Below are 17,649 nucleotides of genomic sequence, written 5' to 3' on the forward strand. Positions count from 1 at the left end.
CACGACTCCCTTGGAGTGCTATAGGTGTTCAAAATGGAATTAGGACAGCTGTTGGGATGGGATGCTTATTTTTACAGCACCTTTGCGAAATCCACGAACATGCAGGAATTTACGACAGTCGCGTTGAAGGCTTTGCGCGAACTACGGTTTGATTTTTTTGCCTATGGCATGTGCAGCGCAACGCCGTTCATGCGGCCCAAGGCCTATATGTATAGTAATTATCCCAAGGACTGGATAGAGCGATATCAGGCCGCGAACTATGCGGTGATCGACCCCACGGTGAAACACAGCAAAGTCTCGTCGGCACCCATTTTGTGGAGCAATGAGCTATTCCGCGGTTGCCAGGACTTGTGGTCTGAAGCTAACGACTCGTATCTATGCCACGGCCTGGCACAGCCTTCGTTCAACACCCAGGGCCGGGTCGGGGTGTTAAGCCTGGCACGCAAGGACAACGCCATCAGCCTTCAGGAATTTGAAGCATTGAAGCCAGTGACCAAAGCGTTTGCGGCGGCGGCCCACCAGAAAATTTCTGAGCTGGAGAGCGAGGTTCGTGTGTTCAATACGGATGTGGCGTTCAGCCGTCGGGAGTGTGATGTGCTGCGCTGGACCGCCGACGGCAAAACCTCCGAGGAAATTGGCGTGATCATGGGCGTGTGCACCGACACCGTGAATTACCATCACCGCAACATCCAATGCAAAATCGGCGCCAGTAACCGCGTGCAGGCAGTGTCTTACGCCGTAGCGCTAGGGTATATCTGAAGTTCATCGACCACCGTGTCGCCTAGGCCTCGGCCTTGTCAGCCCGCAACGATATTGTTAGTGTCGATTCATGACTCATTATTGCCTCACCTCGACAATCACCACCACGACCGCTTCAAGCGGAGCGTGCGAGGTGTCGTGAGCCAATAACAAACGAACACTTCAAAGGCCCGCCAGCGATGGACAGGGCCTTTTTTTATGCCCTTGTGTCGCTGGTTCACACGCAAGGAGATGCACCTATGTACGCCCTGTTGATACTCGATATCCAAGTCGGACTCATCCACGGCCCGGAAAAACCCTGGCGCTGCGACGAGCTGTTGGAAACCCTGAATACCCTGATGGACAAGGCTCGCAGCGCAGGGGCACCGATTTTTCTCGCACGTCACATCGGGCCTGCTGGCTCGCCAATCGAATCGGGCAGCCCTCTTACGTTGGTTGCAGAGGAACTGAATTTACTGGGTGGGGAAGTGGTGTTCGAAAAACGTCGGCCTAACGCTTTTGCAATGACTGAACTGGCTGACTGTCTGCGCGCTTGCGGCGCTACCGGCGTGGTAGTCACCGGGATGAAAACGCAATACTGCGTCGACAGCACCTGCCGTGCCGCGCGTGATCTTGGTTTCGATGCGGTGCTTATCGCCGACGGTCATACCTGTTCTGACACGCCCCTGATGAAAGCCGAGGCGATCGTGGCTCATCACAATGCCACGCTCAATGGGCCGTTCTGCCAGTTGTTTCGGGCTGAGGAGTGGAGCTTTTAGCAGAGTTTTTCGACAGGAGAGAAAGCTGGCGCAGGCAATTGTGAGTACCTGCCCAGCAGTCCTGAGCTTTTTTTGACCGGAGAAAAATTCGGAAGCGATATGGCGGCTGTGCGTGGGGCACTTTCGGGTGCGCCAGGTTCCTTGATTCCTGGTCTGCTAACCCGCGCACAGTCGCCACCCTATAAAAAGGGCGAGAGGCCTCAACGCCCACCTCGCCCGCTGGCATCCCCTCATACTTCCCATTACCCTGACGGCCTTTATCAGACAACCGGAAGTCAGATACCCGTGCTCAAGCCCTTCGCAGTCATCGCCCTTACCGTCCTGCCCTTACTCGCCACCGCCGCCGAGTTGGCCGGGGTTTGGCAGGGTACTTTGGGCAAGTCCGCTATCACCGTCTGTTTCAACGGCGCCGACGGGGAGCATGGCAGTTATTACTATCAGCGCATTCGTACCCCGATTCAGCTGACCCAGGCCAACGACAACGCCCCCTGGGTGGAAGAAGGAAACACCGGTTTCTGGACGCTGCAAAAACCCAAGGGCGATACGCTCTCCGGTGCCTGGAGCAAAACCACTGGCGGTGCGCCGCTGCCATTGGCTTTACGCCGCATTGGCACGGACGGCTGTGGCAGCGATGCCTATAACGCGCCCATGGAGGCCGCGCCGCTGCCGATCAAGACCGAGAAGAAGACTTTCAAAAACCATCCCTACCTGCTCAAAACTCAAGGCCCCCGCGTCACACTCAAGCTGGAAGGTGACGGCCCGGCGGTGCAGAAGATCAACCAGCAACTCGCCGCCCTGGCCGTCAATGACGAAGATCTGACCGACTATTTTTATGAACGGCGTGAATACCTGGGGCGAAACGGCTCGGTCTATACCAGTGAAATCGAGGTTGAGCCCGCCTATTGGTCATCGCAATTTCTCACCGTGCGATTCTACCGCTGGGCCGCAGGCACAGGCGCCATGGGCATCAGCTGGGGCCTGCACTCCTGGAACCTGCAAACCGGTGACAGTGTGGACCCATGGACCTGGCTCGGCGGCCATCAGCAATGGTATGACGCCTATTCCGGCCACTTGAAGCTACCGGCCGCCTTCAGCACTTGGCTGGCCAAGCAAACCACCACCGACGAGGGCTGCCCCGCGATCACCGATTACTCCAACTTTCACCTCAGCTTCAACACCCAGGGCCTGCAACTCTCGACACCGGCCAATGGTGACGGTTGCGACAACGACCTGGCCTTCACCTGGGCGCAGTTGGAACCGGTGCTGACCGAACAGGGCAAAGCGGCATTGCCCAGCTTGAAACTACCCTGAGCCAGGCTGACATAACCCTATTGTCGTTCACCAAAGGTTAAGAATCGCGCTCGTATACTCCCTGACTACCCATGACCGGTCGCCCGATCGGTCTCATGCCTCGGTAGCCAGACTCCATGACGCGCCCCGCTTCCCTGCTGCTCTTGCTTGCTGCTCTGTTGTTCTTCTTCGCCCTCGGCAACCACGAGCTGCAAGGCTCCACCGAAGCCCGGGTGTCCGGGATCGCCATGGCGATGCACCTGGACGATGACTGGGTGGTGCCGCGCCTGTTTCGTGAACCCTTCCTGGAAAAACCGCCCCTGAGCCTGTGGCTGGACGCCGGAGCGATTCGCCTGTTTGGCGCCAGCACCGGGGCGGTGCGCTTGGCCTCTGCGTTTGCCGGGTTGTTCAGTGTGATGCTGCTGTACGGCATGCTGCGCCGCTTTGGACGACCGCAGACACTGGCATTCAGCGCTGCGCTGATCCTGGCGACCATGGCCAGTTACTGGGGCAATGTGCGGGGTGTGGGTGAGGATTCGCTGCTCAGCCTCGGCGTAACCACTGCCCTGCTGGCGTTTTACCAGGCCGTGCGGCCGGAACGCGAAGGCTCCAGTGTGGGGGCCTGGGCGTTGTTTACCGCCGGCATGGTCATCGCCACCCTGAGCAAAGGCGTGTTGGGCCTGGCAATGCCGGGGATCGTAATCTTTGTCTATCTGCTCAGCACCAGCCTGATGGATAGACGCCTGCGCATCGGTGACTGGCTCAAGCCGGCATTATTCACGGTGCTGGCCTTGGTGCCCCTGCTGATCTGGCTGGGGTTTCTATTTCAGCGCGGCGGGATGCAGGCCGTGGGGGAAGTGTTATGGACCAACAGCGTCGGACGCTTCAGCGGCTCGTTTGTCGAAGCCGGGCACTACGAGCCGTTCTACTATTACATCGCCAAGCTGCCAGAGGCCTTCCTGCCTTGGAATATCCTGGTGTACCTGGGCCTGTGGCATTTCCGTAAAAGCCTGGTGCGCAACCGCTACCGTCTGTTTTTCAGTGTGTGGCTGGTGGCGCAGTTCACGCTGCTGACCCTGGCTTCCAGCAAACGCACGGTGTACTTGATGGCGCTGACGCCAGCCGCCGCGGTATTGGCCGCCGAATATGCGCGGGTGCTGCTGGAGTGGGCCAAAGACCATAAGCCGGGGCTGTACCGTTATCATCGGCGCATTATTGGTGGGGTTTTCACCCTGGCGATCGCCTGCTACCTGAGCGCGGCGTTCTGGTTTGCACCAAAAGCCGATGTGCGCCATTCATTCGTACCAGTGATCAGTCAGATCCAGACCCTGCAAGACGAAGGCAGGACGGTGGCGATGTACCAACCCAATGAGCGGATCGACGGCGCCAGCGTGTTCTACCTGCAGGCCTACTTGCCGATCCTGAACACCGAAGCCGAACTGCGCGCCTTCCTCACCGCCAAGCCCGGCAACGTTGCATTGACGGACCACACTGACCGGCTGAAAGAGCCGGTTACGGTGATCAAGCAAATGGCGATCAACCGCCAGCCTTATTACTTCGTGGAGCAGTAAGGCCGGCGCGGGGCATCAGTGCTTGGTGAGCTTGTCCAGGTAGCCCATGGCAAACGCCGAGACCACGAAGGTCATGTGGATGATCACGTACCACATCAGGTGTTGCGGATCGACGTTCTTGGCGTCCATGAAGATGCGCAGCAGGTGAATGGAGGAAATCGCGACGATGGAGGCCGCCACTTTCATCTTCAGCGACGAAGAGTCCATGGTGCCCAGCCAGTTGAGCTTTTCCTTGTTTTCATCAATATCCAGCTGCGAGACGAAGTTCTCGTAGCCGGAAATCATCACCATCACCAGCAAGCCGCCCACCAGGGCCATGTCGATCAGCGACAGCAGCAACAGGATCACTTCTGCTTCGAGCATGCTGAAGATGTTGGGAATTACGTGGATGATTTCCTGGAAGAATTTCAGCGCCAGGATCAGCAAGCCCAGGGACAGCCCCAGGTAGATCGGCGCCAGCAGCCAACGCGAGGCGTACATCGTATTTTCGATAAAGCGTTCCATTGAATCTCACACAGCTTGGCTAAAAATGGCGCCGAGTATACCAGCCGCCACCCGGCCCCTGTCACCGCGAGAAAACTGACCCAAGTGGCATCTGTAAGAGAATTTTTCTGCTAGTGTCGAGACCATTAACTCGGCTCGATGATGTCGGACAGGAAAACTCAGATGATGGATGTGCGATCCCCTTTGGCCACTCTCGGCCTGTGCGCGGCGTTGCTGATGGCCAGCGGCTGCTCCCCCAAAGAAGAGCAGAAGCAAGCCACCCTCGAAGAGAAAACCGCCCAATTCGAACAGTCCCTGGACGACATCCAGGATCCCAAGCTGCGCGACGCCATCGCCGACCTCGGCGGCTCGCTGCTGTTGCTGGAACGTGCGCGCCTCAAGCTTGCCAGCAAGCCCATCGAAGCCGAGTACGGCGAAGACAGCCTGGCCCTGCTCAAGCACTACCCTACCCCGCAGGCCCTGGTGGACACCTATATCAACGGCCTGTTCGTGCTGCGCAAGACCTCCCATTCGGACTATCTGACGGATTTGCAGCCGGTCTTCCCTTTCAACTTCAACGCCCCCGACCAGTTCCCCTTCCCCCATGGCCTGGAATGGCAATCGGTCACCCTGAGCAACAATAAAGTCATTCCTTTCCAGCCGGAATGGTCGGAAACCGATCCTGGCATCCAACTGAGCCCGAGCAGCTCCAACCTGACCAACCCCGACGACCTGACGGTCACGTATCCGTTTATCGAGGGCATCGAGACGGAAAACAAAAGCCAGCCACAGCCGGTAAGCCTCAAGGGCGCAGTCGAAGTGGTCACCCCGGGCAAAGTGCTGACTTTCGATCTGGCGAAAAAAGACGTCGGCCATAAACGCACCGAGGGCAATATCACCCTCAACCTGCTGGTGCTGGAAAAGAACTATGCCGAGATCGAACTGACCAACAGCGAATCCCTCGCCGCCGAACTGGGCGACGAGTCGCCGAACCCGCTGCTGGTGCAGGCACGGGACAGCACCGGACAATTTCTCACCCGTTCAGGCTCGATCAACGAGAGCGCCGCGCAAGTGGCGTTCTATGAGAAACAATTGGCTGAAATGCAGAAACAAAAGACCTGGTCCGACGCCTTCGAGAAACAGCTTACCGACGAGCAAAAAGCCTTTGAACACAAGCAGAGCAGCCATTACGCCAAGGTGTATTTCAATGGGCTGATCGACAATTTGCAGGTCAATGTGCTGGATTTTTCTACAGTTACGGTCACCCACAAAGACCTGAACCTGCCGGTGCTGCGCTTCGACAGAAACAACCTGCAGCAGACTGTGCAGCCTCTGCCGATGCCGGTGACGGTGTATGACGACGGCGCCGCCAGTTGGCTAAAAGATGCCTCGATGAGCGAAGACCAGCTCAAAAGCAGCGTCACCATCAGCCAATCGACCGAAGATGCCAGTGCGGCGAAAATCGTGTTTGATCACCCCTATACGTTCAATGATGACCTGGTCGGCGCCGAGCGTAACAACAGCGATGCGCCTATCACCTTCTTCACCGCCGACGACAAGGGCGAACGCGGCGAGCCTATCGAGTTACCGACCGAGGCGTTCGAGCTGAACGCCGCCAACGGCACGCTCACTTACGACCTCAACCTGTTCCCTGAGACTCCGGCGTTTGTAGTGGGGTCCGTACCGCTTTTCCTGGCCAATATTGAAAAAACCACGATTGACGTGGCCAAGCTGCCCAAGGGCCTGTCGCTCAAGGACAACGCACTGATCGTCGACCAGAAGGATTTCCCATCCGACAGCTGGCGCTTCTACGCCAAGGACACCAGCGGCAACTACCTCAAGGAGATCCTCAACGTCAGCCACCGTGCCGAGGAATACGGCACGGCGTTGTTTGACGTGCATTACTTCTACGGCCAGCCGACTACGCTGGAAAGTTACCAGCGCACCGACCTCAGCACCGTGCAATACGGCTTTGAGGTCAAGCTGGACAAGCCTGAGAGCAAATAGCGCCTAGCTAAAGGGCCAGCCGCTCTTGACTGCCATTGAGTTGGCGCAGATGGGCTTGCAGGTGCAGGCACCAGATCTGCGGTTCGTCCATTTGCTCGTAGCCATGCAAGGTCAGGTTATCGACGATGGAACCCAGCATTGTTTCAGCCACCCAGGGCCCGTTAAACGGGCCCTCGGACTTGACGGTGGAAGGCTGCTCGCCCGACATTCCAGCGGCAAACAATAACGTCCACAGTCCGTTGTCCCCGGCGAGTGGGCGAATTGAGCATTCAATACGGGTGACCAGGCCCAGGCACTGGCGGGTAAGGCAAAGGTTGCGCGACATGGCGGCGACCCTCGGTAGATCGGTGTTCAGCCCCAGCGCAAGGCGAGGCTGTCTCTATCCTGCGACTCCTGTGGATATCCCTGAATTGAGAATAGAAGAAAAACGCGCCAAACCAAGGTCGTAGGGACCAACGGGCGTTGGTCCCCGAGAATGGAGTCAATTTTGTGGCACGCTAAACGCTCCCCAAAACACCAGCTCCCACCTTAACCGAGTGATGACAGCAATCAGGTTGGCTTGGCTTCTGCCAACGCCTGCTGCGCCAGCTCTTTTTCCGCCTCCTTCAAATCCTCCTCACTGATCATCTCGGCAATCGCCCGCAAACGCTCCACCACCCGCGCATTCACGGTGCCTTCCGGGAATTGCCCCTCCGCGTCCGGCTCGCCGGCATCCTCGCCCACCAGCAGGCTCAAGGCCTCATCCGCCTGGCGCACCGCATAGATATGGAATTGCCCCGCACGCACGGCCTGCAACACCTTCTCGTCGAGCATCAGCGTGGCAACGTTGGCCTGGGGGATGATCGCGCCTTGCTCACCGGTCAAGCCGCGGGCTTCACAAAGACGGAAGAAACCTTCGATTTTTTCGTTGACCCCGCCCACCGCCTGCACTTCGCCAAACTGGTTGATCGAGCCGGTGATGGCAAAGCACTGCTTGAGCGGCGTCTTCGACAAGGCCGAGATCAAGGTGCAGGCCTCGCCCAGGGAGGCACTGTCGCCATCCACATAACCGTAGGACTGCTCCAGGGCAATACTTGCAGAGATCGCCAGCGGGAATTCCTGGGCATAGCGGCTGCCCAGGTAACCGGTGAGGATCATCACGCCCTTGGAGTGAATCGGCTGGCCGAGGTTGACTTCGCGCTCGATGTCGACAATACCGCTGCCACCCGGGTACACGGTGGCGGAAATCCGCGCCGGTACGCCGAATGCCGAGTCGCCCACCTCCAGCACCGTCAGGCCGTTGCACTTGCCCACGGCAGCGCCGGCGGTGTCGATGAGGATGACGCCGGCGAGCATGTCGTCGAGAATCCGCGCCGACACGCGGCCGGTGCGCGTGGCCTTGGCCTTGAGGGCGCGCTCGATATGCCCGGCATCGGTCATCTCGTCGCCGGCCAGGTGGCGAATGAAGTCTGCCTCGCTGACCAACTGGAACAAATCGCCAATCCGCGCCGACAACCGGCCCTGATGTTCCGCCAGGCGGGCGCTGTAGGTCGCCAGGCGCGCCACCGCGTCCGAGGTCAGTGGCGCCATGCCTTCTTCCGAAGTGCGGGTCTTGAGCAACTGGGCGAACTGCTCCAGGCTTTCATCGACCATCGGGATGTCTTCGTCGAAGTCCACCAGTACGCGGAACATCTCCTGGAAGTCCGGGTCGGCGTCTTGCAATGCGTAGTACAACTGGCGCGAGCCGATGATGATCACCTTGACCTGCAACGGGATCATTTGCGGGTTGAGGGTTACGGTAGCCAGGCGGCCCAGCTCGCCCAGGGGCGATTCCATCTTGAGCTTGCGCGATTGCAGGGAACGCTTGAGCGCATCCCACACGAATGGCTCGCTGAGCATCTTCTCGGCTTCAAGAATCAGGAAACCGCCATTGGCGCGGTGCAAGGCGCCGGGACGCAGCTGGCGATAGGTGGTGTAGAGCGCGCCCTGGTCGGTGCTGTATTCGATGCGGCCAAACAGGTTGTCGTAGGTCGGGTGCGGTTCAAACACCACGGGCGCGCCACCGTTGAGCGGATGGCCCACCACCAGGCTCGGGCAGTACTGCTCTTCGAGCAGCTTGCGTGCCTGGGCATCGGTCTTGGCGTCATCCACCAATTGCTCGACCACGGTTTTGAGCAGGTACACCTGCATGGCTTGCAGGTAGCCGCAGACACCGGCGTTTTCTGCATATTTTTCCGACAACGGCGCCAGCAAAGGCTGCAGGGCCAAAGTGATGGTTTCTTCGTTGAACTGGCGCAGTTGGTTGTTGGACTCACGTTTCCACTGCGGCAGGCTGGCGAGTTCTTCGTTGAGACGCTCTTCCAGCTCGGAAATATCGGTGTGGAAGCGCTCGCGATCGGCTTCAGGCAGTTGCGAGAACTCGGCCTCGTCCAGCGCCTTGCCATCGAGCATCGGCGTAAAGGCGATATTGGAGCTGTCGCGGTACAGCGCCACGTCTTTTTCCAGGGCCAGGCGCTCGATCACGTCCAGCGCCTTGTCGTAGCGCTGGTTGAACGCCCGGTCGATGGCGCTTTTACGCTGTTGATAAGTCGGGTGTTCGAACACCGCCGGGAAGGTGGCGACCAGGTTATCGACCAGGCCGTTGATATCGGCGATAAACGCCGCGGCGCCGCCCCCTGGCAATTCCAGGGCGCGGGGCTCGCGCGGCTCATCGAAATTATTCACATAGACCCAATCGGCCGGGGTCTGCAGGCGCTTGCCTTCGGCTTTCAGGTAGCGTTTGACGAACGAAAAGCGACCGGTGCCCGGCTCGCCCATGACAAACACGTTGTAACCGGGGCGTGGCATGGCCACGCCGAACTGCAAGGCTTCAACCGCACGTTCCTGGCCAAGCACACCGCGAAAGGGCTCCAAATCATTGGTGGTCGAGAAGCTGAACTGTTCAGCGGAGAAAGGGCGAGTCAGCGCTTCGGGCGCTAGACGCAAGCTGGCAGCAACAGGATCAGGCATCGGGCTTCCTTACATCAGGCGGGGCAGATGGGCGCATTCTGGCTCCCGGTTGAGCGCTCTGGCAAGGCGCGCTTTCGGGAAAGCATAGCCACCACACGCGTCCTACAAAAAAATCACCAGAGATTGAATGTTTATAAAAAAACACGGAACCCCGGGAACGTGCCTAAACTCCAAATTGCGCGGGTTGGACTAATAACTGGCCCCTAGGGCACTGTGAAGCGCCTGAACCCTTGTCCATTGGTTTGCACACAAAGAGAACAAAGCTATGAAACGGATCCTTCTTGGTACTCTCTTCACCGTCGTATCCCTCAATGCAATGGCAGAAGCACCAGGTGGCCCGAACTGCGGTTGGGGCAACATGTTGTTCGAAGGCCAGCGCGGCACTCCGGCCCACTTCCTGGCCTCCACCACCAACGGCACCTCGGGTAACGCCACATTCGGCATGACCTCTGGCACCAACGGTTGCAGCACCAACAGCGCTCTGACCTACGGCGGCAAGTCCTGGATTGCCATGAATGGCATGATGAACGAGCTGTCCGAAGACATGGCCAAAGGCAACGGCGAAGCACTGACCACCTACGCGGTGGTACTGGGTGTTGCCCCGGAAGATCGCGATCACTTCGCGGCCGTGACCCACGAGCACTTCCAGCAGATCTTCAGCAAGGCTGACGTGACCGCTGACGACGTGCACAACAACACCATCGCAGTACTGAAAAGTGATGCCCGTCTGGCGAAATACGCAACCCAGGCTTAAGCTCGACCCGCCCGCGTCTTTCGAGGCGCGGGTTTTATTTTTTCGACCTGCCCCCCTTGGGTCTTTTTTTCAGTCCGACTTAAGTAGCCCCCATGCTCAAACGCCTCGCTTGCCTGGCTCTCTTCGCCTGCGCCCCGCTGCATGCGGCCCCGCACCTCGACGATCAACGTTTGCAGCAACTGGCCAATGACCCGTTCTGGCTTTCGCTGGGGCATTACGAAGCCGGCAAGATCAGCGGCTGGCGCAGCTATGTCAGCGACAAGAAATTCTTCCTCGCCGCCGACGGTGCCCACCATCCGGACGCGGAACTCAGGGCCACCGTCGATGCGCTGTACGCCCCGGCCAGCCTGGGCGAAAAGCACGCCCAATGCGTTTACCCTGCACGTACCCGCTGGCTCAAGGATCAGTTGCACCTGACCGACCTGCCCGCCCTGGACTGCAAAGAGTTCACCCAATGGTTCAAGGACGTCGCCCCCCACAGCGCGGTGATGATCTTCCCTGCTGCCTACCTCAACAGCCCGTCGTCGATGTTCGGCCACACCCTGCTGCGTATCGACCAGGCCGACGTGCAAAGCAACAACACCGCGTTGCTCAGCTATGCGATCAACTTCGGCGCCTACATCGAAGGCTCCGACAACAGCATCCTCTACGCCTGGAAGGGCCTGATGGGCGGCTATCCCGGCCTGTTCGCGCTGGTGCCTTACCAGGAGAAACTCTCCGAATACCGTAGTCTCGAAAACCGCGACCTGTGGGAATACCGCCTGAACCTCACCGAAGTCGAGACCAAGCGCATGGTCGAACACGTGTGGGAACTCAAGCAGATCCAGTTCGACTACTTCTTCTTCGATGAAAACTGCTCCTACCGCCTGCTGGAACTCTTGCAAGTGGCACGCCCCGGCCTGCGCCTGACCGAGCAATTTCCGCTCACAGCGATCCCTACCGACACGGTCAAAGCCGTCAAGGAAGCGGGCCTGGTGGAGAAGATCGACTATCGGCCCTCCCGTGAGCGCGAACTGTTGGAACGCGCCAAGCCGTTGGATGGCGATGAGCAACAGTGGGTATTGAAAATCAGCGATGACCAGAAACAATTGCAGGAGCCGGCCTTCAAGACCCTGCCCCGTGATCGCCAGGCCCTGATCATCGACGCCGCCTACCGCCTGGGCCGCTATCGCGCCAACGGTCTGGAGCGCGACAGTGCACGCTCCCAGCGCAGCTTCGAGCTGCTGCGAGCGATCAACCAGAACCCTGCGCCCGACCTCAAGATCACGCCTCCAGGCTTGCCCGAGAACGGCCACCAATCGCGCACCTGGCAAGCCGGCATCGGCACCCGAGGCGACAAAGCCTTCGGCGAATACGGCCTGCGCATGGCCTATCACGACCTCAACGACAACGCCGAAGGCTTCCCCCTGGGCGCCCAGATCGAAATCCTGCAAATGAAACTGCGCCAGTACGAAGGTAACCACTGGCAACTGCAGCAACTGGACCTGGCCACCATCCGCTCCCTGACCCCGCGCAATGCGCTGCTGCAACCCTGGTCATGGCAAGTCACCGGCGGCCTGGAGCGCGTGCCGGGCAAGCACGACGACGAAACCCTGGTCGCCCATGTCAACGGCGGCGCGGGCGGCACCTGGCAGTTGAGCGACGACATGCTCGGCTTTGCCCTCGGCACCGTGCGCGTAGAGCACAACAACGACTTCAGCGAAGCCATCTCCCCCGCCGCCGGTTTCAACACCGGCGTGTTGTGGAAGAACCCGCTGGGCAACCTGAGCCTGGAGGCCAAGGGTGACTTTTTCACCAATGGCGAAGTGCGGCGCAGCATCAGCCTCAACCAGCAGTGGGAACTGTCACGCAACCTGGGCCTGCGCCTGAGTGCCCAGCGTGAGTACAGCCATCTGTCCACACCGGTAAATGAAGTGATGCTTGAGCTGAAGTGGTACCACTACTGATTCAAGCCTTACAACGTTCAAAATCCGGGAGCGGGCTTGCTCGCAAATGCGGTGCGTCAGACAAAAAATCAGTGACTGACAGTGCGCATTCGCGAGCAAGCCCGCTCCCACATTTGGCCCGCGTATAGTCAGCCCTACCGCATCGCCCCCTCCCACCAAATCAGGAGCTCCACCAACATGGCCGTTGCCTGCACTACCCTTGAAGAAGTCCGCGAAAACATCGACCGCCTCGACCAACAGATCGTCATATTGCTGGCCGAACGCGGCCACTTCGTCTCCCAAGCTGCGCGCTTCAAAAAAGACACCGATGAGGTGAAGGCACCACAACGGGTTGAACAAGTAGTCGCAAAGGTGCGGGCGTTATCCGAAATAGTGGGCGCCAACCCGGAAGTCACTGAACAGGTGTATCGCGCGATGATTGCTGCGTTTATCCAACAGGAATTGGCTGAACATACAGCGCTGGGGATGAACCACCCGTCATAACACCCTGTGATGAGGGAGCTTGCTCCCTCGCCACAGCGTGCCCCCTCCCACACATTTCTGACCGCCATTTCACACCGCCCCAACAAATCCCGTTCTAGACTCTCCTTATCAGCCGTTAACCGGCCAGGGAGTACGCCATGTGGCGGTATGCAGTCATGCTGTGCGCTGCGGTGGGGTTGTCGGGTTGCCAGTCAACCCATCAGGAATTGCTGGCCAAAGGTTACCCACCCGCCTTCGCCGATGGCTTCGACGACGGTTGCAGCAGCGGTCGCCAGGCCGCTGGGGTGATTACCGGGGCATTTCGCAAGAATGTGCCGCGCTACCTCAAAGACCGGCAATACGCCGAAGGCTGGGAAGATGGGTTTCGTCAGTGCAAGGCCATGCGCGAGAGCCAGGAACTGCGCGATTACGAGGAAAACCGCAGGGACGACCGCGAACGCGATTGGCAGCAGGAAAAAGATCGTGACGCCGCCAAAGCCTATCGCTCACGCTGATCGTTCTGGGAACGATCAAGCTGTGAGCTGGCCCAACCTCCATAGGAAGGAGAACGCCATGAGCCGAGCTTTTGTAAATGAAGATAACGCGGCGGCCCAGGCCGATCAGCCGGTGGAGCGTCAGGTCAGCGCGCAACCTAACCGCCTGACCGCGCAAGGGTTGGCGCAGTTGCAAGCCAAGGTGGCGCAAATGCAGCTTGAGTACAGTGCCGAGTCCGCCAAGGGTGAGCAGGCCGATAAGCAGCGCCAGGCGGACCTTGAGCGGGACCTGCGTTACTTCAACCAACGAGTGCAAAGCGCCCAGGTAGTCGCGCCGGCCACGTCCACCGACAAGGTGCAGATCGGCAGTTGGGTCACGTTCGCCAACGAGCAGGACGAACAGCAGCGCATCCAGTTAGTCGGTGAAGACCAGGCCGATGCCAACGCAGGCTTGATCAACTGGGGCTCGCCCCTGGGCCTTGCCTTGTTGGGAGCCCAGGTGGGCGACGAGGTGCTGTGGCAGCGCCCCGTCGGCGATCAGTTGATCGAAGTGCTGCGCATCGAACCCGAGGCCTAGACGATACCCTGGGCCAGCATCGCGTCAGCGACTTTCACAAAGCCGGCAATGTTCGCGCCCTTGACGTAGTTGACCCGGCCGTTTTCTTCGCCGTAATGCACGCAGGCATGGTGGATCGACTGCATGATGTTGTGCAGCTTGCTGTCCACTTCACCAGCGGTCCACAGCAGGCGCATGGCGTTCTGCGACATTTCCAGGCCGCTCACCGCCACGCCGCCGGCATTGGATGCCTTGCCCGGTGCGAACAGAATGCCCGCATCGATAAAGACATCCACAGCCTCAAGGGTGGTCGGCATGTTGGCGCCTTCGGCCACGCAGACGCAGCCGTTGTGCAGCAGGGTTCGGGCGGCGTCGGCGTCGAGTTCGTTCTGGGTGGCGCATGGCAGGGCGATATCGCAGGCCAGTTCCCAAGGCGTCTTGCCTTTACGAAACTCCAGGCCGAAGCGTTCGGCCAATTCACTGATGCGCCCGCGTTGCACGTTTTTCAGCTCCAGCAGGGCTGACCATTGCGCCTCGGTCAAACCACTCTCGGCGTACAAGGTGCCTTCGGAGTCCGACAGGGAAATCACCTTGCCGCCCAGGTCCATCACCTTGCGCGCCGCGTATTGCGCCACGTTACCGGAACCGGACACTGCCACGCGCTTGCCCTCAACGCGCAGGCCTTGGCGCTTGAGCATTTCCTCAGCGAAATAGACGCAGCCGAAACCGGTGGCTTCCGGGCGGATCAGGCTGCCGCCATAGGTCATGCCTTTGCCGGTCAGCACTGAGGTGAATTGGTTGCTCAGGCGCTTGTACTGGCCAAACAGGAAGCCGATTTCCCGTGCGCCCACGCCGATATCACCAGCCGGTACGTCGACGTCCGCACCAATGTGGCGGTACAACTCGCTCATGAACGCCTGGCAGAAGCGCATCACTTCGGCGTCGCTCTTGCCCTTGGGGTCGAAGTCCGAGCCGCCTTTGCCGCCGCCCATGGGCAGCGAGGTCAGGGAGTTCTTGAAGGTCTGCTCGAAGGCGAGGAATTTCAGCACGCCCAGGTTCACTGACGGGTGGAAGCGCAGGCCGCCTTTGTAGGGTCCGATGGCGCTGTTCATCTGAATACGAAAGCCGCGATTGACCTGGACCTTGCCATGATCATCCACCCACGACACCCGGAAGGTAATCGCGCGTTCCGGTTCGCAAATGCGCTCCAGGATGCCCGAGGTCAGGTAATGGGGGTTAGCTTCAAGAAAAGGCCACAGGCTGCGCAGGACTTCTTCTACGGCCTGGTGGAATTCCGGTTGGTCCGGGTCGCGTTTCTTGAGGCGGGCCAGGAAGGATTCGACGGATTCGATCATGAAAAGTCTCGGCAAATTGATTGTTGTTAAACAGAGATTGAGCCGGACTTTATCAATTCGTTTCGCACCGTGACAGGGCAAAATGTCGCCTTTGTGAAATTAAATGGTGCATTGGATATAAATAATCAGGATTTTTGCCCCCTAACAGGGATTTCAACGCGAGATATGCACCAATAGTTAAACCGCTATCGCAGGCAAGCCAGCTCCCACGTTGGACCGTGTCGTAGCAGAGGTACTCGATCTAATGTGGGAGCTGGCTTGCCTGCGATGAAGTCGCCTCGGTCCACCTGAATAGTGCCCAAAAAAAAAGCGGAGCCCGAAGGCTCCGCTTTTTTTCAAACCAACCCGAATCAGGCGAGTTTTTTGTGACGCACGCGGTGCGGCTGGGCAGCGGCTTCGCCCAGGCGCTTTTTACGGTCTGCTTCGTACTCGGTGTAGTTACCTTCGAAGAATACCGCTTGGGAGTCGTCTTCGTACGCCAGGATGTGGGTCGCGACGCGGTCAAGGAACCACCGGTCGTGAGAGATCACAATGGCGGCGCCCGGGAAGTCCAGCAGGGCTTCTTCCAGGGAACGCAGGGTTTCCACGTCGAGGTCGTTGGACGGTTCGTCGAGCAGCAACACGTTGCCGCCCTCTTTCAAGGTCAGGGCCAGGTGCAAGCGACCGCGCTCACCACCGGACAGGTCCTTGACGAACTTCTGCTGGTCGCCGCCCTTGAAGTTGAAACGGCCGACATAGGTACGCGACGGGATTTCATAGTTACCGATGCGGATCTGGTCGGAACCATCGGAAATCTGCTGGAACACCGTCTTGCTGCCGTCGAGGTCTTCGCGGCTCTGGTCCACACACGCCAACTGCACGGTGTCACCGATCTCGATGCTGCCGGAGTCCGGCGTTTCCTTGCCCATCAGCATACGGAACAGCGTGGATTTACCCGCACCGTTACCACCGATAACGCCGACGATCGCGCCTTTTGGCATGGAGAACGACAGGTTGTCGATCAGCACGCGGTCGCCATAGCCTTTGCAGACGTTCTTGAACTCGATGACCTTGTCACCCAGGCGCGGGCCGGCCGGGATGTAGATTTCGTTGGTTTCGCTGCGCTTCTGGAATTCCTGCGACTGCATTTCTTCAAAGCGTTGCAGACGTGCCTTGGATTTGGACTGGCGGGCCTTGGCGCCTTTGCGCACCCACTCCAGTTCTTCCTTCATGGCTTTTTCGTGGGCCGATTGCTGCTTGGATTCGGCAGCCAGGCGGTCGGACTTGGCTTCAAGCCAACCGGAGTAGTTGCCCTCGTAAGGGATACCGGCGCCGCGGTCGAGCTCGAGGATCCAGCCAGCCACGTTGTCCAGGAAGTAGCGGTCGTGCGTGATCGCAACCACGGTGCCCGGGAAATCGTGCAGGAAGTGCTCCAGCCACGCGACGGAATCGGCGTCCAGGTGGTTGGTCGGTTCGTCGAGCAGCAGCATGTCGGGGGCCGACAGCAGCAGGCGGCACAGGGCCACGCGACGCTTCTCACCACCAGACAGGTGCTCGACCTTGGCGTCCCACGCCGGCAGGCGCAGCGCATCGGCGGCGACTTCCAGTTGGCGCTCCAGGTTGTGGCCATCGCCGGCCTGCAGGATCGCTTCGAGCTTGGCCTGTTCGGCGGCGAGTTTGTCGAAGTCGGCATCCGGTTCGGCGTAGGCGGCGTAGACCTCGTCCAGGCGTGCCTGGGCGTCCTTGATCACGCTGACGGCCTCTTCGACCACTTCGCGCACGGTCTTGGTCGGATCCAGGATCGGCTCTTGCGGCAGGTAGCCGATGTTCAGGTCCGGCATCGGGCGGGCTTCGCCTTCGAACTCGGTGTCGACGCCGGCCATGATTTTCAGCAGCGTGGACTTACCCGAACCGTTGAGGCCGAGCACGCCGATCTTGGCGCCTGGGAAGAAGGACAATGAAATATTTTTCAGGATTTCCCGCTTCGGCGGAACAACTTTTCCCAGCCGATGCATGGTGAAGACGTATTGAGCCATGGTGAACCTAGCGTCAGTGACTGATGAATTAAGCGGGCGAAGCCCGTGCCAGGCCATGCGCCGCGCGGGCCGTTGACGGTGATCAATGCCTGCGTGGGGAAAAGCCTGAGTGTCTGGGGCTGGAACGCCCCCGCGTAACCGGCAAAGCTACCTGAATGCGCTGGGGCAGTCCAGCCAGGCAGGACTGGCACTTTGCCACAACTCAAGGCAT

The 17,649-nt window shown here is 59.4% G+C and carries 15 protein-coding genes; 10 read left to right on the top strand and 5 right to left on the bottom strand.

Features of this window, described 5'->3' with window-relative positions:
• The first annotated feature begins 33 nt into the window (after positions 1–33).
• The 4 genes from TU73_RS14385 to TU73_RS14400 all read left to right on the top strand — a co-directional run bounded on the left by TU73_RS14385 (position 34) and on the right by TU73_RS14400 (position 4,378).
• Positions 34–759, top strand: a complete 726-nt coding sequence (locus tag TU73_RS14385; RefSeq protein ID WP_057012908.1) for an autoinducer binding domain-containing protein — start codon at positions 34–36, stop codon at positions 757–759.
• A gap of 239 nt (positions 760–998) precedes the next feature.
• A complete protein-coding gene (locus TU73_RS14390; protein ID WP_057012793.1) occupies positions 999–1,517 on the top strand; it encodes a cysteine hydrolase family protein in 519 nt (172 codons plus the stop codon).
• Positions 1,518–1,802: 285 nt separating this feature from the next.
• A complete protein-coding gene (locus TU73_RS14395) occupies positions 1,803–2,828 on the top strand; it encodes a hypothetical protein (protein ID WP_057012794.1) in 1,026 nt (341 codons plus the stop codon).
• Between the two features lie 116 nt (positions 2,829–2,944).
• The gene (locus TU73_RS14400) at positions 2,945–4,378 is read left to right on the top strand and encodes an ArnT family glycosyltransferase (RefSeq protein WP_057012795.1); all 1,434 of its coding nucleotides are present in this window, start codon (positions 2,945–2,947) and stop codon (positions 4,376–4,378) included.
• A 15-nt stretch (positions 4,379–4,393) separates the two neighbouring features.
• On the opposite strand, the gene TU73_RS14405 is transcribed toward TU73_RS14400, so the two are convergent.
• Positions 4,394–4,882 (bottom strand): TIGR00645 family protein, encoded by a 489-nt coding sequence (locus TU73_RS14405; RefSeq protein ID WP_057012796.1) that lies wholly within the window; start codon positions 4,880–4,882, stop codon positions 4,394–4,396.
• Between the two features lie 162 nt (positions 4,883–5,044).
• Here TU73_RS14405 and TU73_RS14410 point away from each other — a divergent pair, with 162 nt between their 5' ends.
• A complete protein-coding gene (locus TU73_RS14410; RefSeq protein ID WP_082642617.1) occupies positions 5,045–6,868 on the top strand; it encodes a hypothetical protein in 1,824 nt (607 codons plus the stop codon).
• A 7-nt stretch (positions 6,869–6,875) separates the two neighbouring features.
• Here the strand turns inward: TU73_RS14410 and TU73_RS14415 are convergent, their stop codons facing one another.
• Together TU73_RS14415 and TU73_RS14420 are read right to left on the bottom strand one after the other, a co-directional pair.
• Entirely contained in the window at positions 6,876–7,193 is a 318-nt protein-coding gene (locus TU73_RS14415) for a PA4575 family protein (RefSeq protein WP_043048438.1), read from the bottom strand.
• Between the two features lie 224 nt (positions 7,194–7,417).
• Entirely contained in the window at positions 7,418–9,856 is a 2,439-nt protein-coding gene (locus TU73_RS14420) for a Lon protease family protein (RefSeq protein WP_057012797.1), read from the bottom strand.
• A gap of 265 nt (positions 9,857–10,121) precedes the next feature.
• Between TU73_RS14420 and TU73_RS14425 the strand changes: the two genes are divergently transcribed.
• The 5 genes from TU73_RS14425 to TU73_RS14445 all read left to right on the top strand — a co-directional run bounded on the left by TU73_RS14425 (position 10,122) and on the right by TU73_RS14445 (position 14,089).
• Positions 10,122–10,610: a DUF3015 domain-containing protein gene (locus tag TU73_RS14425; protein ID WP_003194274.1), complete on the top strand. Its 489-nt coding sequence runs from the start codon at positions 10,122–10,124 to the stop codon at positions 10,608–10,610.
• 92 nt (positions 10,611–10,702) lie between these two features.
• Positions 10,703–12,556, top strand: coding sequence for an Lnb N-terminal periplasmic domain-containing protein (locus TU73_RS14430; RefSeq protein WP_057012798.1), 1,854 nt, complete (start codon positions 10,703–10,705; stop codon positions 12,554–12,556).
• A 177-nt stretch (positions 12,557–12,733) separates the two neighbouring features.
• The gene (locus TU73_RS14435; RefSeq protein ID WP_057012799.1) at positions 12,734–13,039 is read left to right on the top strand and encodes a chorismate mutase; all 306 of its coding nucleotides are present in this window, start codon (positions 12,734–12,736) and stop codon (positions 13,037–13,039) included.
• Positions 13,040–13,176: 137 nt separating this feature from the next.
• Complete coding sequence (locus tag TU73_RS14440) at positions 13,177–13,533, top strand: hypothetical protein (RefSeq protein WP_057012800.1); 357 nt, start codon at positions 13,177–13,179, stop codon at positions 13,531–13,533.
• 58 nt (positions 13,534–13,591) lie between these two features.
• Entirely contained in the window at positions 13,592–14,089 is a 498-nt protein-coding gene (locus tag TU73_RS14445) for a GreA/GreB family elongation factor (RefSeq protein WP_057012801.1), read from the top strand.
• Here the strand turns inward: TU73_RS14445 and gdhA are convergent.
• Positions 14,086–15,423 (bottom strand): NADP-specific glutamate dehydrogenase, encoded by a 1,338-nt coding sequence (gene gdhA, locus TU73_RS14450; protein ID WP_057012802.1) that lies wholly within the window; start codon positions 15,421–15,423, stop codon positions 14,086–14,088. The two genes, TU73_RS14445 and gdhA, sit on opposite strands and share 4 nt — an antisense overlap.
• Before the next feature lie 350 nt (positions 15,424–15,773).
• Positions 15,774–17,438: an energy-dependent translational throttle protein EttA gene (ettA, locus tag TU73_RS14455; protein ID WP_046069594.1), complete on the bottom strand. Its 1,665-nt coding sequence runs from the start codon at positions 17,436–17,438 to the stop codon at positions 15,774–15,776.
• Positions 17,439–17,649 lie beyond the last annotated feature (211 nt).

Origin of the sequence: Pseudomonas libanensis (assembly GCF_001439685.1) — a bacterium.
Taxonomy (GTDB): domain Bacteria; phylum Pseudomonadota; class Gammaproteobacteria; order Pseudomonadales; family Pseudomonadaceae; genus Aquipseudomonas; species Aquipseudomonas libanensis.